The organism is Amphibacillus cookii (assembly GCF_016908375.1).
In the GTDB taxonomy this organism is placed as follows: Bacteria; Bacillota; Bacilli; order Bacillales; family Amphibacillaceae; genus Amphibacillus_C; species Amphibacillus_C cookii.
Map to the genome: position 1 here is coordinate 1 of NZ_JAFBDS010000004.1, position 18,805 is coordinate 18,805.

Here is an 18,805-nt window from a genome sequence, read left to right on the forward strand (position 1 = left end):
CGGGACGAATACCGAGCGCATCAAGCTGGCCATGGACATGGCGCGTTTCGGGATTTCGTCCAACGATGTTCGAGTAGATGTTAAATCCGTCTAGTCCACCCTGGGTCACGAGTTTCTGGTAATGCCCTGCCCTTAAAGGCGCGGGGAGCTTCTTCGTTTGGTTTAATGTTTTCCGCAGTTGGTCTAAGACCGACTCAATCTGACGGGGCTTTTTTCGGCGGTCAAACCCTTTGAGATCATCAAGCACCTCGCTGATATATTCACGGGTTGCCCCCTTATCCTGACTGACGTTCTTAATTGCCGGCACCTTGACCCCACTAATATCAAAAACCTCCAACAGACTATCACGCGCCCGTTCATACCCTCGATAAAACTGGCGGTAATCATCCTGGATATCTTCCCGTAGCTCCAGAAGGGCCTGGCGATTGATTTGCGTCCGACTCGCTGTATCTACCTCCCTATGAAAGGCTTGGATATCTTGATTTAGCTTCACCAATAGATCGGTGAACAGGCTGTCAAAGGTTTTCACGATGGTCAGGTGAAAGGTGCGAACATAACGGTTGGTTTGGTCAGCGGCTTGGCCGGAAAAACCACGCATCTGGCCCATCGCCTCCAATGAACGACGAATTGTCTGTAAATCACCCAGTACCTCGCGACATAATACACGCGTTTCATCCCGAAAGCCTCGGACTTCCTCCATATTGACACGGGTTACCATGCAGTTTCTCCTCCTTTTAGTTTACCATAATGTCTATCTACCAGACAGATTAGATACTTGTCTATCAATATCTTGAATGCCTTTTCCGGTTTGGATTAACAGGGTAATATCTGCCTCTAACACTTTCTTGTACTTGCTCAGTAAGCTTAGCGCATCTGCTATGTACTCCAGGTCTCGGTTAAAGGGCTTCGTATTTGTTTTTCTATAGCCCTTGACTCTGTATGAATTTTTTAAATTGCCTACCGATTTTCTTAAATTGCTAACGTTAGTATTAAATTCATTTATATTAATCGAAACTTGTTTAGCCATTTTTCATCGTCCTTTCTATAACATCAATCTGAGTGTTTAATATCTCAATTGTATTTTGCATCGCAGTAATATTAGCCAAATATGTTGATTTTTTTGCTTCAATGTTACTAATTTCCTCTGATATACTTTCAAGTGAATCTTCTACTTTAGTAACATATGTTTTAACACTGCTTTTATATCTATCATACTTTTCATTAAAATTATTCTTGCGATTTCCTCGCCATGCTAAAGCACTCACTGATAAACGATTCACTTTATTTCGTGAAGAGCGTAGCGTGGTCAAGGCTGAAGATATTTGTCTTTTTGCATTTTTGAGACGTGTTAATCTATTATCCAAATTACGAATGGTTGTTCGATTATTTGTAATTTTCCATGATAGATTCCGCTTTCTATTTTGAAGATGCAGTAGCTGACTCATTTTTCTCCTCCTATTGTGTGACCTTGATCTTAATATGTTCATGCTCTCTGACATAGTATGCTTCAAAAGGCTTTGGATAAGATTCCTGACGAATGAAGGGTTGACTAAACATATCCTGATCACTTAGTCGCATAGATATTAAACCTATTGTTGCGAGCTTGCGGACTAATTTGATGGTTCTTTCGTAGCTTGTCGCAATATAATCAGCCGTACCACAAATGACATAATAAATATTCACAGCAGGTCCTTGTTCGAATAAAACTTCTGCTTCATCATCATCTAAGTCACATCGCTCTACAAAGTCATCTAAATCCCTAATAATAATAATTTGTTTTACCTTGTCTAAATAGCCTTCACTTCGACCGCTAATTTCTTCAAGTAGGGTTTCTTTGGCCGAAAGAAGTGCGTCTGTATCCTTATAATACGAATTCATTTCACTTTCTAAATGTCCCAATGCACCATCTGCGGAATCAAAAATAGCAGTATCCATTGAATCTTTAAGTAACGACATATTTTGCCCGAGAGCGTTTGTTAGTTTTTCCAAGCCATCCTTCCGATCACTCATAACCACTAGCATTCCTTCTAATTCTGGGTTAAAACCAATTGGTGATACCGACTCAAAGTCTAACCCTAGTGGCAGCTGATTGCCCTTGACTAGCTCTTTAGTCTTACGCTTCTGCTTGTACTGTTCAAAATTAATGGCACCATCTGGCATCATCGGGATTTCATCCGGACGATCTCCTGACCAAGCATCATCCATTTCCTTCGTAGTTGCCTGTATGCTTTCAATCATTTCTAGTGTATTCTCACCGACTGCTGGTAACATGGCTTGGAAGAGGACAGCATTATCTAACTTTATTAAGCCACGACCTGCGATCTCTTCAATATCAACATCTGTACTGCCGACAATCGTACGCACTTCAATATCATCAATCATGTATAAGGCAAGTTGTCTTTTTATATTAGAAATCAATGGCATTCTCATTGAGCTTTGTCGGCCCGCACTAATGGCTAGATGAATACCGATACTTGCACCTTCTCGTGCTATCTGAGTAGTAACTTTGCTAAATTCCTCTTCAAAATCAACATCCTTCACTGAATCAAAGTTATCGATAATGATGCAAATATGTGGAATGGCTTCACCACTTGCCCGTTCATACATGGCAATGTCAGCTACACCATATTCACTTAATTTCTTTTTCCGTTCATTAATTTGGTTACTGATAATCCTGATCCATTTCCCTATCTTTTCATACTCATCAATAAGCAGTGTATCTGCTACATGTGGTAATTGCTTAAGCGGTAGCAAGCCATTTGTACCAAAATCCAGCAGGTAAAGATGTAATTGGTCAGGTGTATGGCGGTGTGCCAAGTACATAACCATGCTCTGTAAAAATGTTGATTTACCATAGCCTGGACTAGAGAAAATAGCCAAGTGACCATCCTTGCTTAAATCAATGGCTAGAGGGGATTGTTTTTGTAGCTCTGGTTGATCAAGCATGCCAATCACTACCTCTAAAGATCGCTTATTAGTTTGCCAATCATTTTGAAAGTGTGCATCTGTTAGTTCATTTGCATAGATACGCTCCGGCAATGGTGGCAACCAAGGGCGAGGTAATGGTGCGATTTGATGGACCTCTGCATAATCCTGAATATATTCAATGACCGCATCCAGCTCTGATGGAACACTTCCTACTTTTTCTCTTCGATCTAGACCACTTAAATCTTGTGTTAGAACATTGTACTGACCAAGGTCGTTAATCCCATAGATGGTTGTATCAATATAGTCAGGATCCTCTTTATCAGGGATGTAATCTGCGCCACTCCAGGCACTTTGGAAAAGCTCGTAAATCTCATTATTTCCAACCTGAAGGTAGGCACGACCGGGCAAAGTGATATCCGCAGCATCTGGTGTCTTGAGCACTTCATTCGAATCACTGGCGTTCTGTACCTTTAATGCTAATTTAAATTTTGAGTTAGACCAGATTTGATCATCAACGACACCACTTGGCTTTTGTGTTGCCAGAATAAGGTGGATCCCTAGAGAACGCCCAATCCTTGCTGTTGAAACGAGCTCATTCATAAAGTCTGGTTGCTCAGCTTTTAATTCTGCAAACTCATCTGATATTAAAAATAAGTGAGGCATAGGCTCACTAGCCTTCTCTTGCTTATACAGCTTCTGATACTGGTTGATATGATTAACGTCATGCTCACCAAATAGGCGTTGGCGTTTTTGTAGTTCCGCTTTTATAGAAGCTAGCGCTCGCATTGATTGCGCTTTTTCTAAGTTAGTTATCGTACCAAGTAGATGCGGCAAATGTTTAAATAAATTTGCCATTCCACCACCTTTATAATCAATCAACAAAAATGAAACTTCATAGGGGTGGAAATTGACTGCAAGTGATAAAATATAGGATTGAATAATTTCTGATTTACCCGAACCTGTTGTTCCAGCAACTAAGCCATGGGGCCCATGTGCTTTCTCATGTAAATTAAGCTGCACAATATCATCAGTACCCCTCAACCCAAGCGGTACTGCCATCGTTTTATACGATTCATTCGTTAACCAACGCTGTGTGATATCAAGTTCTTCTACCGTTTCTACACCATACATCTCAAGAAATGTCACGCTCTCTGGTATCGAATTTTTCAAACTTTGTAGATGGTTGAGTGGTGCAAGTGCTCGAGAGACCTCTTCTTTATCAAATACCTCCGGAAAATGATCCGGTTTAAAAGTCTTGTTAACTAGTTCGCCATTTTCTAATATGATATTGCCACTTTTAAAATCTCTAATGTCAATAACCGTATTAACATGCTCAGGCAATGACTGCATGACGTCTTGGACAAAGACCAGTGAAACCCCTAGTTCCTGCGGATCCTCATTAAAGAACTCCATGATAATATGATCAATGATCAACTGCTCATGTGTGATAAAAACGATATATCGTGGTGTGAAAATGAGCTGCTCATTCGTATTTCCTTTCTCATCAAGCTGCTGCTTTCGTTCTTTTAGCACTTGATAGAGAGAATGCAAAACTTGATCGCGAGAACGCTCATGATAAATATTGCCACGAACATTTAACTCTTGTAGCTTTGCGTGAGGAAGCCAACGCATCCAATCCCAACTCTGCTTTTCATTCTCTGGAAAGATCGTAACAAACTGCACATCATGATAGCTATGAAATAACGCAAGTTGCAGAATAAGTAGCTGTAGCTGCTCAACCACTAATCCCCTCTGCCCGATATAACCGACAGGACCATTGGTTAAAGACGATACGATCGGAACGTTTTCGAGCACCTCGAATTGCGAGCGCAATTCACGCGCTTGATTAAGTAGTTCATCCCGATCCTGAGTGAATTCTTCATCTGAAAACTCAATTTCAAAGCTAGATTTCATATCTCCCAGCCCTGCTCTAAAATGTAGAAAATCATGGTGGTATTTTGTTTTTTCATAGATGCGAGCATTAACTTCTAAAGCCATTTGTTTAATCTCGGTCACATTAGGATAATGATAGGTTAGGGCATGGTGTTGTTCTTGAGCAGCACGATAAAGCTCCTTCGTTTTTCGATCTAAATAATGTTGATAAGCTTCTGCTCTTTCCTTCATATCAATACGATATTGCTTTAAATTCTTAACATAAGAAGTAACTGAAAATACAACCGTCGAAAGGGTCATAGCTAACATAAGGAAAACATAGCTACCACCCGGCTGAAAAAAAGACATAACAATAGATGCTAACACCATAATAAGAGGAGGGACAATCGTTCGCGCAAGTTGTTCACTTGGTTTATTGGGCTTATGTGCTGGGTTAGCAATGGTCTTCTTTTCCTCTCTTTCACGATAAATAATGCGTGGAGAACGGTGATAATCCGGATAAGTCGTACTATATGAATCCATTCTTTTCGTTAGTCTAGTAAGCTTTGAACTAATACGTTTTTGAGATGGAAAAATCATCACTTCATCCTGCCAGACAATTAATTTCACGCCATCAAAGAAAAGCTGATCACCATATTCTAATAAACCGTTCTTTTCTATTTTGCTACCATTTTGAAAGGCTTGACCATCATATTTTTCTAATGTATAACCCTGTCGTTCTCTATATATGATAAAGTTCGTTTCAATATCTTGAATAACAATATCGTCATATTCATGCTTACTTATGGTCACCATATCTTTATCAGCGATATCGTATAAAAATGTCCTGCTATCATCTATTAGATAAAAAGTAATCGATTCTCCGTCTTCTATTGGGATCAAGCATTGTTGATCAAGCACTTGCTTATCTATTAAACACACCTGACCTTCCCACACGATAGTAATCGTCCGCTTAAGTGAAGGAATGGTAATCGTGTGACTTGTTTGATTGCCGACAGTCATTTCTTTAGGGGCATCTACTGGAAGTGATGCCTTGTGCATGATTCCCTCATACAACACTACAAGTGTCTTATAATCCATAGCGCTCTTCCTCTCCTTTGCTTTAAAACAGGTGATACCAGCTCTAAGTAGACTTATATCATTTACTCTACTTCTTCTTCTCCTTCTAATAGAGCTTCTGCGGCCAACCCAGTTTCCTCTAAGTAGTTTTCAAGTTGACCTTCCAGCTGATTAATTTGATCATTTCGGTCGTCACCACTAAGGTCTGGGTTTTCTCTCGTTTGTTCTATTTGCTTAATGAGACTATAGATAATCAACTGCGGATCATCTAAATAAACGCCCTTGTCCATTGCCTCCTCATGTTGTGTTCTTCCTGTGTAAACCCAAAACAATAAGTAGTCTTGATCAGTCTCTGAGCTTAGATTATTTGCTAAGACAGCTTTACTTTCTTCAGGAAGCTCTTCTTCGAAAATATAAGAGCGAGCTAGCGTATATAGGCTCATTTCAGGTAATTCCTCGACCTCATAACTTGATAAAACTTCAATCACGTCCTCATATTCTGAGGCTAAGTACGCTTCATAAGCACTTGTTAAATCTGCTTGAAACGGTAGCGTTACTAGCCTCGTATAGAGATACGGGATTGCTAGCCCAATAGCTAAAGCAGCAAAGACAAAGGTTAATCGCTTGAACATTTTAAACTGCTTGATGGCAATTAACTTCATTTTTTTGTTTGTGCGTTGCTCTTCTGCGCTATAGACGGTGACTAAATATTGCTCTAGTTCAATTAATTGATTGAATTGCTGCACCTTCCTTTCGAATTCTGTATCTTTGGCCTGTTCTAATCCACCATTGTACAACTTATCGAAAGAATGCTTATTTGATAGTAAAGCTACACTAAAGCACTTGATCTGCTTTAAGAGCATATGCTCATCTATGCTAAAAGGCGGGCTATACGCTCTTATCCCACGAAAAATAATTCTCGGCATAAGGTTCTCATCGAAAACCAGATTATCCGGATGAATAAAGAACGTTATTCTCGAAGACAAACAACCTTTTAACTTTGTTAGATTTTTAAGTAAGCGAAGCTTCTCATGTCGAGGTAAACGTTTAATGTCTTGCCAAGTTTTCATGTATTTGTCTATATGAAACGAAAAAGTAAATGCGTCCTCTTTTTCGTCTATTTTCATCGGGATAAAAACCGTCTTATTTGCCTCTTTTAACAAGCGCAATTGATCAATACTTTCAATTCGCGTTTGCGATTTAGGTAATACGGCCTCTCTCTTAGTCTCTAAAACATTAAAAGAAACTGTTAATTCGTCTAGTTCAATTGTTTGCTCTACCATTTCCCATATCCCTCCGTATGTTAAAGGTTAACTGATCTACCAATTATCGTTAATATATCACCTGTTGCAATTGGATAATCTGTTAGCATGTCGTCATCCATCATCATAATTTCTTTTGTCTTAACTCTGATAGCTGGAGCTAATGTTTTAGACTCAAGCCTCAGCGCGTCTGCAATATTAATTATCAGCTGTTTAATTGTAATGTGGACAGGTATTCTTAAATCAAAAGGTTGCTCAATACCATAACCACTTAAATCAACTGTGACATCAATATGATTCGTTTTCATTGAGTATTCTCCCCTTACGTCTACTTTGAATGTTTAAATAAACCATTAGGATAGCTACCGTAAATAATACGATAATCCCTAACACACTTAGGTTGACTCCTTTATCATCCTTTTCCATTAATTCATCACTTGACGGAATGGCATGTTCTTCAAGGAAGAGCTTTGGCTTTGTTTGCTCAATAAAACTGCGCGCCTCAATATCTATAACAAATAAATCCGCTTTAACTTCTTCAATATGATCTTTTATCCTTTCCTGTTGTAATTGGAATGATAATTCTGTACCTTTACTAAATAACTCGGGATATTGCCTATCTAATTCAGTCTCACTTCTCACCTCGTTATCTGAAGCTTGAACCATTAGTGGAGGCAAAAATAATAGCATACAAACAACATAGAAAGTGATTCTTTTTTTCATCTTTATCTACCCAATCATTTTAAATTGGGCTTAATGCTAAGCCCTGAAATATCAGTTATTAAAAATTAAGCTACACAATATTGCTATTGTGTAGCTTATTAATTAAGCATATTTTAGTAGTTTTATCTGAGACCAAAATTCTGAGAAAGTGCTTGATCTTGATCCTGTACAGCTTGTGCAGTCTTTTCGAGTTGAGTCTGAATATCTACTAGTAATTGTGAGAAATTTTGCACCTTAGGAACTAACTCCTGAAATTGACCATCAAAACGCTCGAAGGCTCGTCCTTCCCATTCGCCTCTTAATTGATTCTGAAGACGTTGTAATTGTTTTAACACATCATTAATCTGACTTGAACCACTTCCATAAGTCTTTGCTCTTGATTTCAGTTCATCCGGGGTCATTCTAATTTGTCCTGCCATATTAAACCTCTCCTTTTCCCTTTTTAGTAGGGTGACTTTATTCCTACTTTATAATTTATAATAGTATAATTTTCATATATTATCAACAAATTTATACATTTAAGTAAAAAACAGTATATATTGTTCTAAAATATCACTTGTTTTTTACTTTTAGTGAGTATTTAGACCCATGGAATCGTTCTTGTTTTCATAAGGATTAAAAAAAACCCAATGATTAATTGGGTTTACATTAGCGTTCAGGGTGAATACCGACACCCATCTCAATATAAGACTGATTATTTCTCGTCTGTTTATATTCAATAAATATTGGTGTTCTTTGCTTAAACTTATGTTGGTGTATAAACGAAAAAAGTTCCCAGTATTTATCTTGAGCCTGTTGAATAAAGTGGTCCTTTATTCTAGTCATAATCATAGGCTTAATGGCATAATAGCTTTGAAAGTATATTTGTTCGCCTTCGATAGATCGAAAAACTGATTCTTGAATAGGTAAAAAAATTTCTACAATCATCTCGTCCTCTGTTGGATCGCTCATGAGGGCAAAGAACATATCTCCAGTAGGGTGGTACTGATACCTTTCCAATATTGCAGTAAAATCTTCAAAAGCCAGTTGCAAGTCCTCTGATTTGCAATGATAATATTTAGATGCAACATTTCTGTATGCTATTTGGTGACCTATCAGCATCATGAATTACCCCATTCTTGAATTGGGATATACAAATCTATCATAATTTCATTGTAGACCTCTAATAACACAACATAGGTTCTGGCTTCCAATGAAATATCCTGCTCAGAAGCATATTTACGTAGTTTCGTCTCTGCCTCATAAAAATCCAGCAATTGATCTGCCTGCCGCATAACTAATGCGTCCTCTATAACAAACTTATCTCTAAAGTGAAATTCATCATTTTCCTCTATAGAAATCGGGCCAATTATAGGCATATAGTAAGTAAATGATCTTGAACTGCTTTCTCCTTCATTATTTGTGGCAGAGAAGAAAAATGGACCATTTTGATAAATACCCTCGCCAACAGCAAGGTCCTCCATAATAAAAATACCCTCTTGCCATCTGTCTCTTGATAGAACAGCCTGATAACTTAGTAGATGATCAAACTGCATACCTCTGCGTTCAATTTTCATTTTTTCACTCCTTCATTATTAAACTGATTAGCATAAATTAAATCATGTGTTGACACCGGTTTACCTTCTTGATCTCTGACTGGCTTTAACCACCCGTTAGTTTCAAAATTAAAGCTATCAAAACGATATTTGCAGTAAAGGATGACAATTTGCTCTGGAAGGATAAAGAGCATGGTATAAAAAACGAAAAGAAACAAGCATGTGAAAAATAATTCTTCTATATTCCCCGGTTGGACAAGGCGTAGTAACGGTACCATAACAAGTACTATCGGCACCCCTACAGCCGTTGCAAAGGGCAACAAAGACTTGGTCTCAAATTTTTGTCTCAACTGATCTTTCGTTGAGCCTTTTCTATAATGCCCTTTTTTCAATAAAATCATAAACCTTATCCAAGTAATCACAAAGACTAACACCCCACCTAATAATGTCGTTTTAATAATAAACATTAGGGTATTCAAGTCAGAGGTAAACGTGGAAGCTATTACAAGTAACGCTAGAATATAAGTTGATACACCCCCTATATTTTGCGAAACAATAATGGTAAGTAAATATTGTATTTTCTGTGATCGCATATAAACACTTGGAATCATGTAAATAATCATTAGGACAGTTAGTATGATTGAGAACCAGAGATGATTAACAAACACACTCCTATATAGAGGGAAATTTGATTCCTCACTCGCGAAATGTTCTAACCATAGAAATAAAGCTTGAATTAATATAATTCCGAAAAAAGCACTGGCTAAACTACTTGGACTTTGTCTTCCTGATTCAAATGGACCCCTTAAGACTAGAAAATCCTCTTCTGCTATTTTTTTCAACAAATCAATCACCTCATTAAGTATTCTAAGAGTTATGTTATTACAATTTTTTAAATTGTAATTTCTCTAGCGCAATAACCCAATAAGGCCAATAATAATGGCCCTTAAATCTAGATGGCATTTAAAATTTACCTAAACCAACCCTTAACGACATCCATAGCCGTTTTCCCATTGCCCCCCCAATCATGATTTAATGCCCATACTGCACCTATACCTATTACTGCTCCAACCGCAGTTCCTACACCTGGTATTGGTATAGCTGCGGTCATCCCTGCAGTTATTCCCTTTTGCACAGCCCCTGCTACAACCGTATCAATTGTTGTGTCCAAACTTGCTCTGCCAATAGATTCACCCACACTTAGTCCATCCTTGTTACGCGCTTCATCATAATTTGAATAGAATGATAGTAAAGTCCCTGCATTACCTACAGCTTTAGAGGTAAAGGCTACTTTGCTTTGATTTTTACTAAATATAGTATAAAAATCCGTAAAGCCCTCTACTGCTCCTTGACTTGCTCCTTTCAATCCAGCACTACCCACATGCTTCATACCACTACCTAGGAATTGCATCTGGGGGTGTCTACCAATTACTTTTTCACCTAAATTAGTAAATTGCGTTTTGAATAGAGATCTTTGGTCGGCCGGTCTTAAGATCGTTTGATTCTGTTGTGCACGAATAGCATCAGCCGCGCTCCAAGATTGCCCGTTTTTAGGCAGACGGTAATTAAAATCACTAATTGCTCGATAATCTGCCTCAACTCCCAATGCTGCTAGTCCTTCACGATTAATTGTTAACCTAAAAGAAGAACTCCCCGTTCTTGAATTAACATGTGAGTATGCACCCAGAATACTGTTACCTTTATTGGCCTTTATCATTTTCAATGCTGTATCAAATGAATCTGCCTGTATAATTGTTTGCATCACAGTCGACAAGGCAGTTGATTCTCCCAATAGTTTTTCAGAGAGTCCAGCTAGATTTTTGTCACTTCTAACCTGCCCACCACTAATCATCTCAATTAGATAACGATTTAGCGCACCATTCGTAAAGATATTAAAAGGAACAGTTGGATTGTCGGGTCTATACATATTTATTAAAGCACGTACTGTGCTAGTATGACGCTTGCTTAGTGCATTCTCCTTATTATAAACTTTTAACTGGTCAAGGTCACCACTCTTTACCAATTTATTATAGAGCTTTAGTCTTGCATTACCTGAAATACCTTTCGTTTGTTTTAGATTATTATTGAGCTGTCTTGTCACAGCTTCAATCTTACTAGTATGCTTCCTCCTATTAAAACTATTAAGGTCTGACTTTAATTGATTGATATGACGAACACTTTGATCTTTGTCACTTGTTACGTCATCTAGAGAAGGAACCCTAACACTAGCAATATCTGTTACATTTCGCAGTGTAGAGTGAATTGTATTATGGTAACTTTTGACCTTTTTAAACTCATCTCTAATCTCTTCTTGAATATCCTCTAAATCATATTCTCTAACTAACGTTCGTTGATGACTATCTACTTCAGCATGAAAAGCACGAAGATTTTGATTAAGATTGCGAGATAAATCTGCAAACAAATTGATAAACGCTGTTATGTTTATTAGATGGTATTCTTGAAAATAACGCTTGGCTTGACCGGCAGCTTGCCCAGTAAAAGTATTGTCTCTAGAGAAATTAATAATTTCACGTTCGATGCCCCTAAGGTTAGTTTGTACAGAATTCGAATAAGAAAGAAATGATTTTTGAAGCTCGTATACCTCTTGAATATCAATTCGCTTACTCATTACCCATACTCACCCCTCCCTCTTATTTATTTCATTAGTGCATTCTTTATTATTGTATAAAGCTCTGACACCCGCTGCTGCAACCCTGTTAATGTACTCGTATCCCCGTTATAAAGATACTCAATAATAAGTACCACAACTGACACGACTAGCAGCAGCTTAAGTAAACCACCAAAGGACCATCTCCCTTTCTTTCTTCTTCTTAATTCCTTTAGATATCGTTCTTCCTTACGTTGCATAGAAGAGGTTGCCTTTTCCTGCTTCTTTTGCTTACGCATCGCAACCCTAATCTGCTGATTTCTTTCTGTCTCTAGCTCACTCATAAATTCCAGCTTAGCTTTTTTTAATTGAAGATCGAGTACCTGCTGCTTCTGTTTATTTCGCTGATAGCGCATAATGGCTTTTCTCAGCTTGACATAAACAATGCGCGAGCCTCTTCTGATAAGAATGGCTGTTTTTTTTGCATAGATAAAGGCCTGCTTAGCATATTCCTTCCATTTCTCTTTATCTTCAAAAATTCTCGAAATACTAAATGAGTCTCTCAATCTACTTTCTATAGATCCGTTAATTTCTTGTAAAGCCATGTTACTAGCGAGCATTTCTTTGCGCTCTTCTTCAAGCCTGAGTCGTTCCTCCTCTCTTTCAAGCTTTTCCTTTTCCGACTGTTCTCTCATTAACTCAAGATCACCGATTGTTTTCTTCATCTTTTCTTCAAGCGTTGTTATCGTTGTTTCATAGTCGGATACTTTGTTTTGCTCAGCAGATTCTCCATGTTGGGCATTAGATGGAATCGCCTCTTTTTGAACATGATTATTCATTTCAATCGCTTCATTTAGAGGAACATCGGTGGTAACACGTTCGATTTGATCAATATATTCCTTAATTGGCTCTTCAATTCGCCGATTGCTTCTGATCACCTCATATAAGCTTTCAACATCGTCAAAAATTAGCAAGCGTGAACTATAAACCACCTCATTTGTTCCTTTTTCAATAATTTCATACCATATCTTCGATTTAGTTCCATGCTCCTTGTAACGTTCGATAACAGATAACAACATATCATTTGCCTCTGGCAAAGGTAGCAGTTCATTAAATTCTATTAAATTATCTTTATTATCAATATTTTTATATTCAATAAGGTACATGTAAGCCCTCCACCCCTACTTTTTTTATGAAGAACTGTTGTAAAGCATACACCTATGTAATGATCGTCTCTAGGTGTATCATGTTGTGTGGCGATTTTTTTAATTATAAAAGGCTAATGAGCATAGAGCATTGGCACTATACCTATTAGCCTCCTCTATGATCGAGCATCTTTATACACCATTAAAAAGTTGTATAATTTGCTCTATAACCAAATTCCCAATATTATTTGTTGCTCTGTCAATAATGACTAAGGCAACACCTAATATAACTAACGCTACCATAGCCCATCCCGAACGATCCGTATTTTGATCTAACATTATCTCACCACCTTTCAAGTGAAATTAAAAAAGCATGTCCATAATTGGCATGCGAATTTCTGTTACCTGACCATTGTTGTTGCCGATCCATTAATCGGTAGTACAATCCGATCAAATTCAAAAAAGAAAACTTGAAGCCTTGCTTCAGCCGTATATTGCACAACAGTTCCAAAAGGTTGTCTTCCAGTAGCCTGGGATTGACTAATACTAAAGATCCCATTAAAGTGCGCTTCACTATAGTCATTAATATCATCTATGACTGTCTCTGTAAGGCCTCCACCTCGTTCAATTTGGTAATTGACATACTGGGTGAAGTGATTAGACTGCTGTACTTGGAAAACGAAAACGGCCATGGCAATCATAAAGACAATGAGCACCATTGAGATATACATTTTCCCAGTCTCCATAATGCTACTCTCAAGCATGTTATCACCTCCTAATTGCCTGAAATAAGTTGCTTAAGCATTTCAATAAACACAGCTATCATATAGCCCATGACTATAATTAAGTTAATCATGGTTAATTTTGTTGGGAATAAGTTAAATCGTCCAAGCTTAAAGGCAATAATCTCGTCAACACCTTTAAATAGCTCCTCACTAGCCATTCTTCCTAGTTCCTGAATAATACTTCGGTCAAAGCTATTCTGCTGATAATCATAGAGCGTATGCATAAATAATGTCGCTTCGTCCGTACCAGAGGCCGACTCGGCAAAATGCTCAAAGGGAACCGCCGAATTAGGATTATCATTCATCTCAATAATTAACCGCTCTAAGCAGTCTTTCACAAAACCATCCTCCATTCGCAATAGCATTCGATTAAACGCATTATACAACGTTGCATTTTCCTGATAGAGGTATGGAATAAGCATTCTAGTAAACTTTGAGAAGCTGAGTTGCTGTTGAAATAAAAAATTCTTATAGGTTTTTTGGATGTATCGAAATTTACTCATCCATTGATAAATGGCCAGTGCAAGACCAAAAGCCGTAAATACGATTGAAATGATACCGAGCAGACCGCTTATTAACAGCATAATGACAAAGTTAATAACTCTTTTCTGTTGAATCTGATAAAATTTATCTTCATCATAACGCATCTTGATTAGCATACTCTCAAGATCCTTTTCAGCAAGCTTCCGGTAAAGCTTCTGTAGCTTTTCCTTCATAGCTTCACCTCCAGTACACTATCATCTGCAACCCGTTTCGCAAAGCTATGATAGATCGAAGCAAGCAATGTTAAGTAAATCGTTGAGGCAATCCAACCAATCAAGCTTTCTGTGAAGGCCTGGATAAACTGTCTGATTCCAAAGGAAAAAATAATCACCCCAATAAAGATTAGCGCAATCCGAATCATAAATCGAAAGTCCTTGGCACGTTGCTCCTTTTCAATAAAAAAGGTGCTTTGCCTGTCCTTAATCATATTATGATAAGTCTTAATATCCTTTAAGGTATCAATATTACTTCTACCTTCAAGCATCGCAGTGGTAAGCTGCTCCAAATACTGTGAAAAGATCACATCTGTTTGATATTTATGCTCCAATTCTCTAAAGGCATTTTGGGTCGTCTGATTAGATCCTTCGATTAAATCGGTCTGGAGCTTAATTAAATCCTGCTTAAATTCCCCTTGCGCTCTTTCAGTAATTGTCTTAACAGCTTGAATAACCGTTCTATCTTCATTTGTTAAAATTTGCGTCATATTGTTAACAAACTTATTACGTTCTCTAAATGATTTTAATTCATAATTGCGCTTCTCGTTATTAGGTAGAAGAAAGCTAAACGTATAGACTACCCCTCCTATTCCAGCTATTAAAGCAAGCCACCATTTAAAAAATAATAAAAACACAAAGAGGAAACAGACACCAAATGGAATCACAATGATTTTAATAAAATCCTTGCGTTGCATTGGATTTCCATATGCAACGCGATAAGCATTGATTTCATCAATATTAAATAATTTCTTCTTTTTTCTTTTCTTCTTCATGTGTGTTCACCACCTTTCAAGTATGCTCCTTGGTAGGAAGATAACTTGTTGCTTAAAAGATCCTCATAAGCTATGTTGTATTCTTTTAAGCGCTCAATAAATTCGGCTGGTAGGTCATATGTCATATAATGCTGTTCGCCGTGCACTTCCTTCACCTCAAAAATGGTATGACAACTCCCATCCTCTAAAAAGAAAACCACCTCAGATAAATACCGCGTCATGCGGCCTTTAATTCTTTTTTTCTTAATAAACGCACCAATCTGAAAATAACGAAAAATATCTCGTTCAAGTGATTTTTCATCAATTTCATAGCCCATCTTGGCCATGTTGATAAACCGAGTAGGAATAGCCTTCGCTCCAACCGTGTGAGCAGTCGTGATAATATGGTGCCCACTAAGAACAGCTTGGATCATTTCATAGGCCTCTTTTCCACGAGTCTCTGAAACATTAATCCAGGTTGGATTATTTCTCAGCATAGCCTTAATTAATTCGGAAATACTTGTACCTGGTGTCACAAGCCAGCTGATAATATCTTTCTCAGGAAATAATTCCTTAACATGGCCTTCTAACGTATCTTCAATCCAGCCAATCTTTTCATTAAACGGGATAAAGCTTGTCAGAAACTTTTGAAACTCCGTTTTACCTGTTCCCGTCTCTCCAGCAATAACCATATTACAGCGTGTTTCTACAGCGGCTCTAAAGAACTCAAGCATGTAGATAGGCGCAAAGCCGGGAAAGGTGTCCTCATTTAAAACGAGCTTAGGTCGACTGACCCGAATGGCCATTGTTGTCCCATAGCTACTTATTGTTTTATGAACAGCATTAATTCTTAGATTATTTAACGCTGCATCGAGAATTGGCGTTTTGGGAGTGAATTCTTTCCCAACTGCATTCGCAAACTTTTGGATAATCTGAATGATATATTCTTCTTCAACATCCTGTTCATATTCATATTTTTCGTCAGGGGTCTCAATAATAAGTGCAGTACCATTAAAGCTAACATCCGTTACCAGATGATTGTTGTTAATAATCTCATCGATCACCCCTAAACCGACAATTTCCTGAATAGCATAATGCAAGCGCTCCTCTGTTCCTAACAGGGCTTTATGCTTTTTGGCAACAATCCGTTTCAAAACCTCTCTTGACTCCATGTTAATAAATGATTCAAGATACAGCTCCGAATGAAATTCTTTTAAATCATTTTTAATCTCTTTTAATATCTCTTGACTAATCACAAGTTCTTTCACTCCATTTCACTTATACTCTGCCTAAAATTAGTTGAATAAACATTGCCATTATCATCACAAATTTCTATATTAATAGCTTTCACATCTTCGCCAGACATCAAGTAATGATATGTGAAATCAACAATTGTTAACGAACCAGTTAAACTCTTCGTTAATTCTTCCTCAAAGGTCCTTTCAAAAGTTTCAATTGATAGATTGACAGTATGCTCGTTTACTCTTGCGCTATGATCATACGCCCTTACACTTGCAACCTTTCCTGCTTCAATCATAGAAGATACGACAGAATCCTTCGAATAGCTCTCGGAGAACATATTGACAAGGAAGAAGGTCGTAGCCAACCCAATAAACAGCATGCCAATAATCGTAATATAACCTTTCAAACCATCACCTCTTTCTATTACTTTAGGCTTTATGATTACTTTTAATATAAATACACTTTTGCATATATTCTAAAAGCTAAGTCTAACTGTTTTGTTATACTAAAAATTCTTAATAAAAAAAGATGCTTTCATTTAGAAAACATCTTAAGATCTATAAGAGATTTACAACATACTTAGCTGGAAAGGCTAATCCTTTATCATACTGTCTCTATGGCCCGTTTATTATTTCTTTTCTTACTTGCTGTTCACTCGGATACCCCATTTTGCTGTAAACGGGGTTGGTGATCCTGACGTTGGCTGGGTAACGACATGTTGATAATGTCCCGCCCTTAAAGGACCCTGTACCTTCTGCGTTTGGTTTAACGATAAACATAGAAAAGCTGCTTTACCGTTTAGAAAGCAGCTTTTTTTACTGTGGTTATATTGTTTTATTTTAATGAGTCTGTTGAATTTCTTTACGCTAAAATCAGCTATCCTTATCCTATGTTAGCTATTGACTATTTGATGTATTTTAGGATCTATCTCCTGTATGCCGTCAAACTTTCATTTTCAGATAGAAAAAGTTCCATTAAATCTAATTCATCGTATTTCATTGTCACCCGTCTCCTTTACTTCGGTATCACTGTGATTATATCACCCAAATCGTTAATTATTACTGTAACATCAGTAGTTTCAAATTTCCATGTATTCATTTGATTTCTAGGTGCAGTCAAGATTTTATACTTGATGAAAATTAAAGGTCGATTGCTTTCTTTATTTTAGGAATATTCTATGAAAATACTCTTATCTAAGTTTTCTTATTAACTCAATTAATTTTACTAATATTTCTTTAGGAACTTTGTCCAAGCTGGTTTCATCAATTGATTCAAGTTGTTTTAATGCTTCTTGATTGTCTGGGATTTTCCAGGGACTTTCGCCATACCATCCCTCATCTAAATTATAATAGTATGCCAACGAAGTCCATTTCCCATTGAGTGGTTCCAGTTTATTCATAATACTATCAAAATATCCATCCCACATCTCGATACCTACTTTTTTTACCTTCTAAAAAAATATAAATATCTATCTCAGGATTTCCTTCATATCTTTCATAATAATTATCTATATATAGTCCCCCCCTATTCTTTCCGATCTCCATCTGTTAGTTGAGCTTGTACCTTATGGTAAATTATAATAAATGTGTTTTTTTATTTATTCAAACCTACATTACTAGTCAAGTGCTTTTTTTATTTTAGATTTAATTAACTTCTTCAGTTACCATATCTAAAAGAAATTCTCCAAAGTTACTGTATAAAACTTCATTTTTTTGTGCATCTTCAGAAAATCCCGGGAAATATGATGTGATTTTGGGTTCATTAGAACTATTTAAATCTTCGTAGTTCATACAATACATTTCTCCCATCCCAGTATTAAACAAGATAACTAAATGTTTTGGCATATTTACTAATCTTCGTTCATTTAAAGTAGCCCAAACTGTATCTGGAACACCTGAATTTTCAAAGTCTTCTCTAAACACTCCATAAATTTCGATAGAACCAAAAGTTAAAGCTCCAAAACTAGATAAAAAAAGTTTGTAATCTTCTGGGAATTTTACACCAAGAGCTATTTGAGCTTTTTTTATAATATCATCTGAGGCTCCTCCAAAATCGTCTACTAAACCGTCATTCTCTTCAATTAATTTTTTCGCTTTATTATATTCAGTAATCATC

The 18,805-nt window shown here is 37.1% G+C and carries 21 protein-coding genes; all 21 read right to left on the reverse strand.

Annotated elements, in window-relative coordinates; all coding sequences use genetic code 11:
• A partial coding sequence (locus tag JOE23_RS06760) for a T7SS effector LXG polymorphic toxin (RefSeq protein ID WP_204436907.1) occupies positions 1-718 on the reverse strand: 718 nt, incomplete at its 3' end.
• A gap of 33 nt (positions 719-751) precedes the next feature.
• Positions 752-1,027 (reverse strand): TIGR04197 family type VII secretion effector, encoded by a 276-nt coding sequence (locus JOE23_RS06765; RefSeq protein WP_204436910.1) that lies wholly within the window; start codon positions 1,025-1,027, stop codon positions 752-754.
• On the reverse strand, positions 1,020-1,445 hold the full coding sequence (locus JOE23_RS06770) for a YwqH-like family protein (protein ID WP_204436913.1): 426 nt from the start codon (positions 1,443-1,445) through the stop codon (positions 1,020-1,022). The genes JOE23_RS06765 and JOE23_RS06770 overlap by 8 nt, the downstream gene beginning before the upstream one ends.
• 10 nt (positions 1,446-1,455) lie before the next feature.
• On the reverse strand, positions 1,456-5,901 hold the full coding sequence (gene essC / locus JOE23_RS06775) for a type VII secretion protein EssC (RefSeq protein WP_204436916.1): 4,446 nt from the start codon (positions 5,899-5,901) through the stop codon (positions 1,456-1,458).
• A gap of 62 nt (positions 5,902-5,963) precedes the next feature.
• Positions 5,964-7,163 carry a type VII secretion protein EssB gene (gene essB, locus JOE23_RS06780; RefSeq protein ID WP_204436918.1) on the reverse strand — a complete coding sequence of 400 codons (1,200 nt, stop codon included), beginning with the start codon at positions 7,161-7,163 and terminating at the stop codon, positions 5,964-5,966.
• Between the two features lie 20 nt (positions 7,164-7,183).
• Positions 7,184-7,450: an EsaB/YukD family protein gene (locus JOE23_RS06785; protein ID WP_204436920.1), complete on the reverse strand. Its 267-nt coding sequence runs from the start codon at positions 7,448-7,450 to the stop codon at positions 7,184-7,186.
• Positions 7,431-7,865, reverse strand: a complete 435-nt coding sequence (locus JOE23_RS06790; RefSeq protein WP_204436922.1) for a type VII secretion EssA family protein — start codon at positions 7,863-7,865, stop codon at positions 7,431-7,433. The genes JOE23_RS06785 and JOE23_RS06790 overlap by 20 nt, the downstream gene beginning before the upstream one ends.
• Before the next feature lie 122 nt (positions 7,866-7,987).
• A complete protein-coding gene (locus tag JOE23_RS06795; RefSeq protein ID WP_204436924.1) occupies positions 7,988-8,284 on the reverse strand; it encodes a WXG100 family type VII secretion target in 297 nt (98 codons plus the stop codon).
• Positions 8,285-8,513: 229 nt separating this feature from the next.
• Entirely contained in the window at positions 8,514-8,969 is a 456-nt protein-coding gene (locus tag JOE23_RS06800; protein WP_204436925.1) for a DUF5085 family protein, read from the reverse strand.
• On the reverse strand, positions 8,966-9,421 hold the full coding sequence (locus JOE23_RS06805; RefSeq protein WP_204436928.1) for a hypothetical protein: 456 nt from the start codon (positions 9,419-9,421) through the stop codon (positions 8,966-8,968). Before JOE23_RS06805 ends, JOE23_RS06800 begins: the two co-directional genes overlap by 4 nt.
• Entirely contained in the window at positions 9,418-10,242 is an 825-nt protein-coding gene (locus JOE23_RS06810) for a hypothetical protein (protein ID WP_239585314.1), read from the reverse strand. The genes JOE23_RS06805 and JOE23_RS06810 overlap by 4 nt, the downstream gene beginning before the upstream one ends.
• Before the next feature lie 128 nt (positions 10,243-10,370).
• On the reverse strand, positions 10,371-12,029 hold the full coding sequence (locus JOE23_RS06815; protein WP_204436932.1) for a T7SS effector LXG polymorphic toxin: 1,659 nt from the start codon (positions 12,027-12,029) through the stop codon (positions 10,371-10,373).
• A gap of 26 nt (positions 12,030-12,055) precedes the next feature.
• The gene (locus JOE23_RS06820; protein WP_204436933.1) at positions 12,056-13,174 is read right to left on the reverse strand and encodes a hypothetical protein; all 1,119 of its coding nucleotides are present in this window, start codon (positions 13,172-13,174) and stop codon (positions 12,056-12,058) included.
• Between the two features lie 171 nt (positions 13,175-13,345).
• Positions 13,346-13,492 carry a hypothetical protein gene (locus tag JOE23_RS06825; RefSeq protein WP_204436934.1) on the reverse strand — a complete coding sequence of 49 codons (147 nt, stop codon included), beginning with the start codon at positions 13,490-13,492 and terminating at the stop codon, positions 13,346-13,348.
• A 62-nt stretch (positions 13,493-13,554) separates the two neighbouring features.
• Positions 13,555-13,917: a hypothetical protein gene (locus JOE23_RS06830; RefSeq protein WP_204436935.1), complete on the reverse strand. Its 363-nt coding sequence runs from the start codon at positions 13,915-13,917 to the stop codon at positions 13,555-13,557.
• A gap of 11 nt (positions 13,918-13,928) precedes the next feature.
• A complete protein-coding gene (locus JOE23_RS06835) occupies positions 13,929-14,654 on the reverse strand; it encodes a hypothetical protein (RefSeq protein ID WP_204436937.1) in 726 nt (241 codons plus the stop codon).
• Positions 14,651-15,469, reverse strand: coding sequence for a hypothetical protein (locus JOE23_RS06840; protein WP_204436939.1), 819 nt, complete (start codon positions 15,467-15,469; stop codon positions 14,651-14,653). The genes JOE23_RS06835 and JOE23_RS06840 overlap by 4 nt, the downstream gene beginning before the upstream one ends.
• The gene (locus JOE23_RS06845; protein ID WP_204436943.1) at positions 15,466-16,716 is read right to left on the reverse strand and encodes an ATPase, T2SS/T4P/T4SS family; all 1,251 of its coding nucleotides are present in this window, start codon (positions 16,714-16,716) and stop codon (positions 15,466-15,468) included. Before JOE23_RS06845 ends, JOE23_RS06840 begins: the two co-directional genes overlap by 4 nt.
• On the reverse strand, positions 16,713-17,096 hold the full coding sequence (locus JOE23_RS06850) for a hypothetical protein (protein WP_204436947.1): 384 nt from the start codon (positions 17,094-17,096) through the stop codon (positions 16,713-16,715). Before JOE23_RS06850 ends, JOE23_RS06845 begins: the two co-directional genes overlap by 4 nt.
• A 783-nt stretch (positions 17,097-17,879) precedes the next feature.
• The gene (locus tag JOE23_RS18255) at positions 17,880-18,116 is read right to left on the reverse strand and encodes a hypothetical protein (RefSeq protein WP_420827536.1); all 237 of its coding nucleotides are present in this window, start codon (positions 18,114-18,116) and stop codon (positions 17,880-17,882) included.
• Positions 18,117-18,333: 217 nt separating this feature from the next.
• Positions 18,334-18,804, reverse strand: a complete 471-nt coding sequence (locus JOE23_RS06860; RefSeq protein ID WP_239585315.1) for an SMI1/KNR4 family protein — start codon at positions 18,802-18,804, stop codon at positions 18,334-18,336.
• Between the last annotated feature and the right edge of the window lies 1 nt (position 18,805).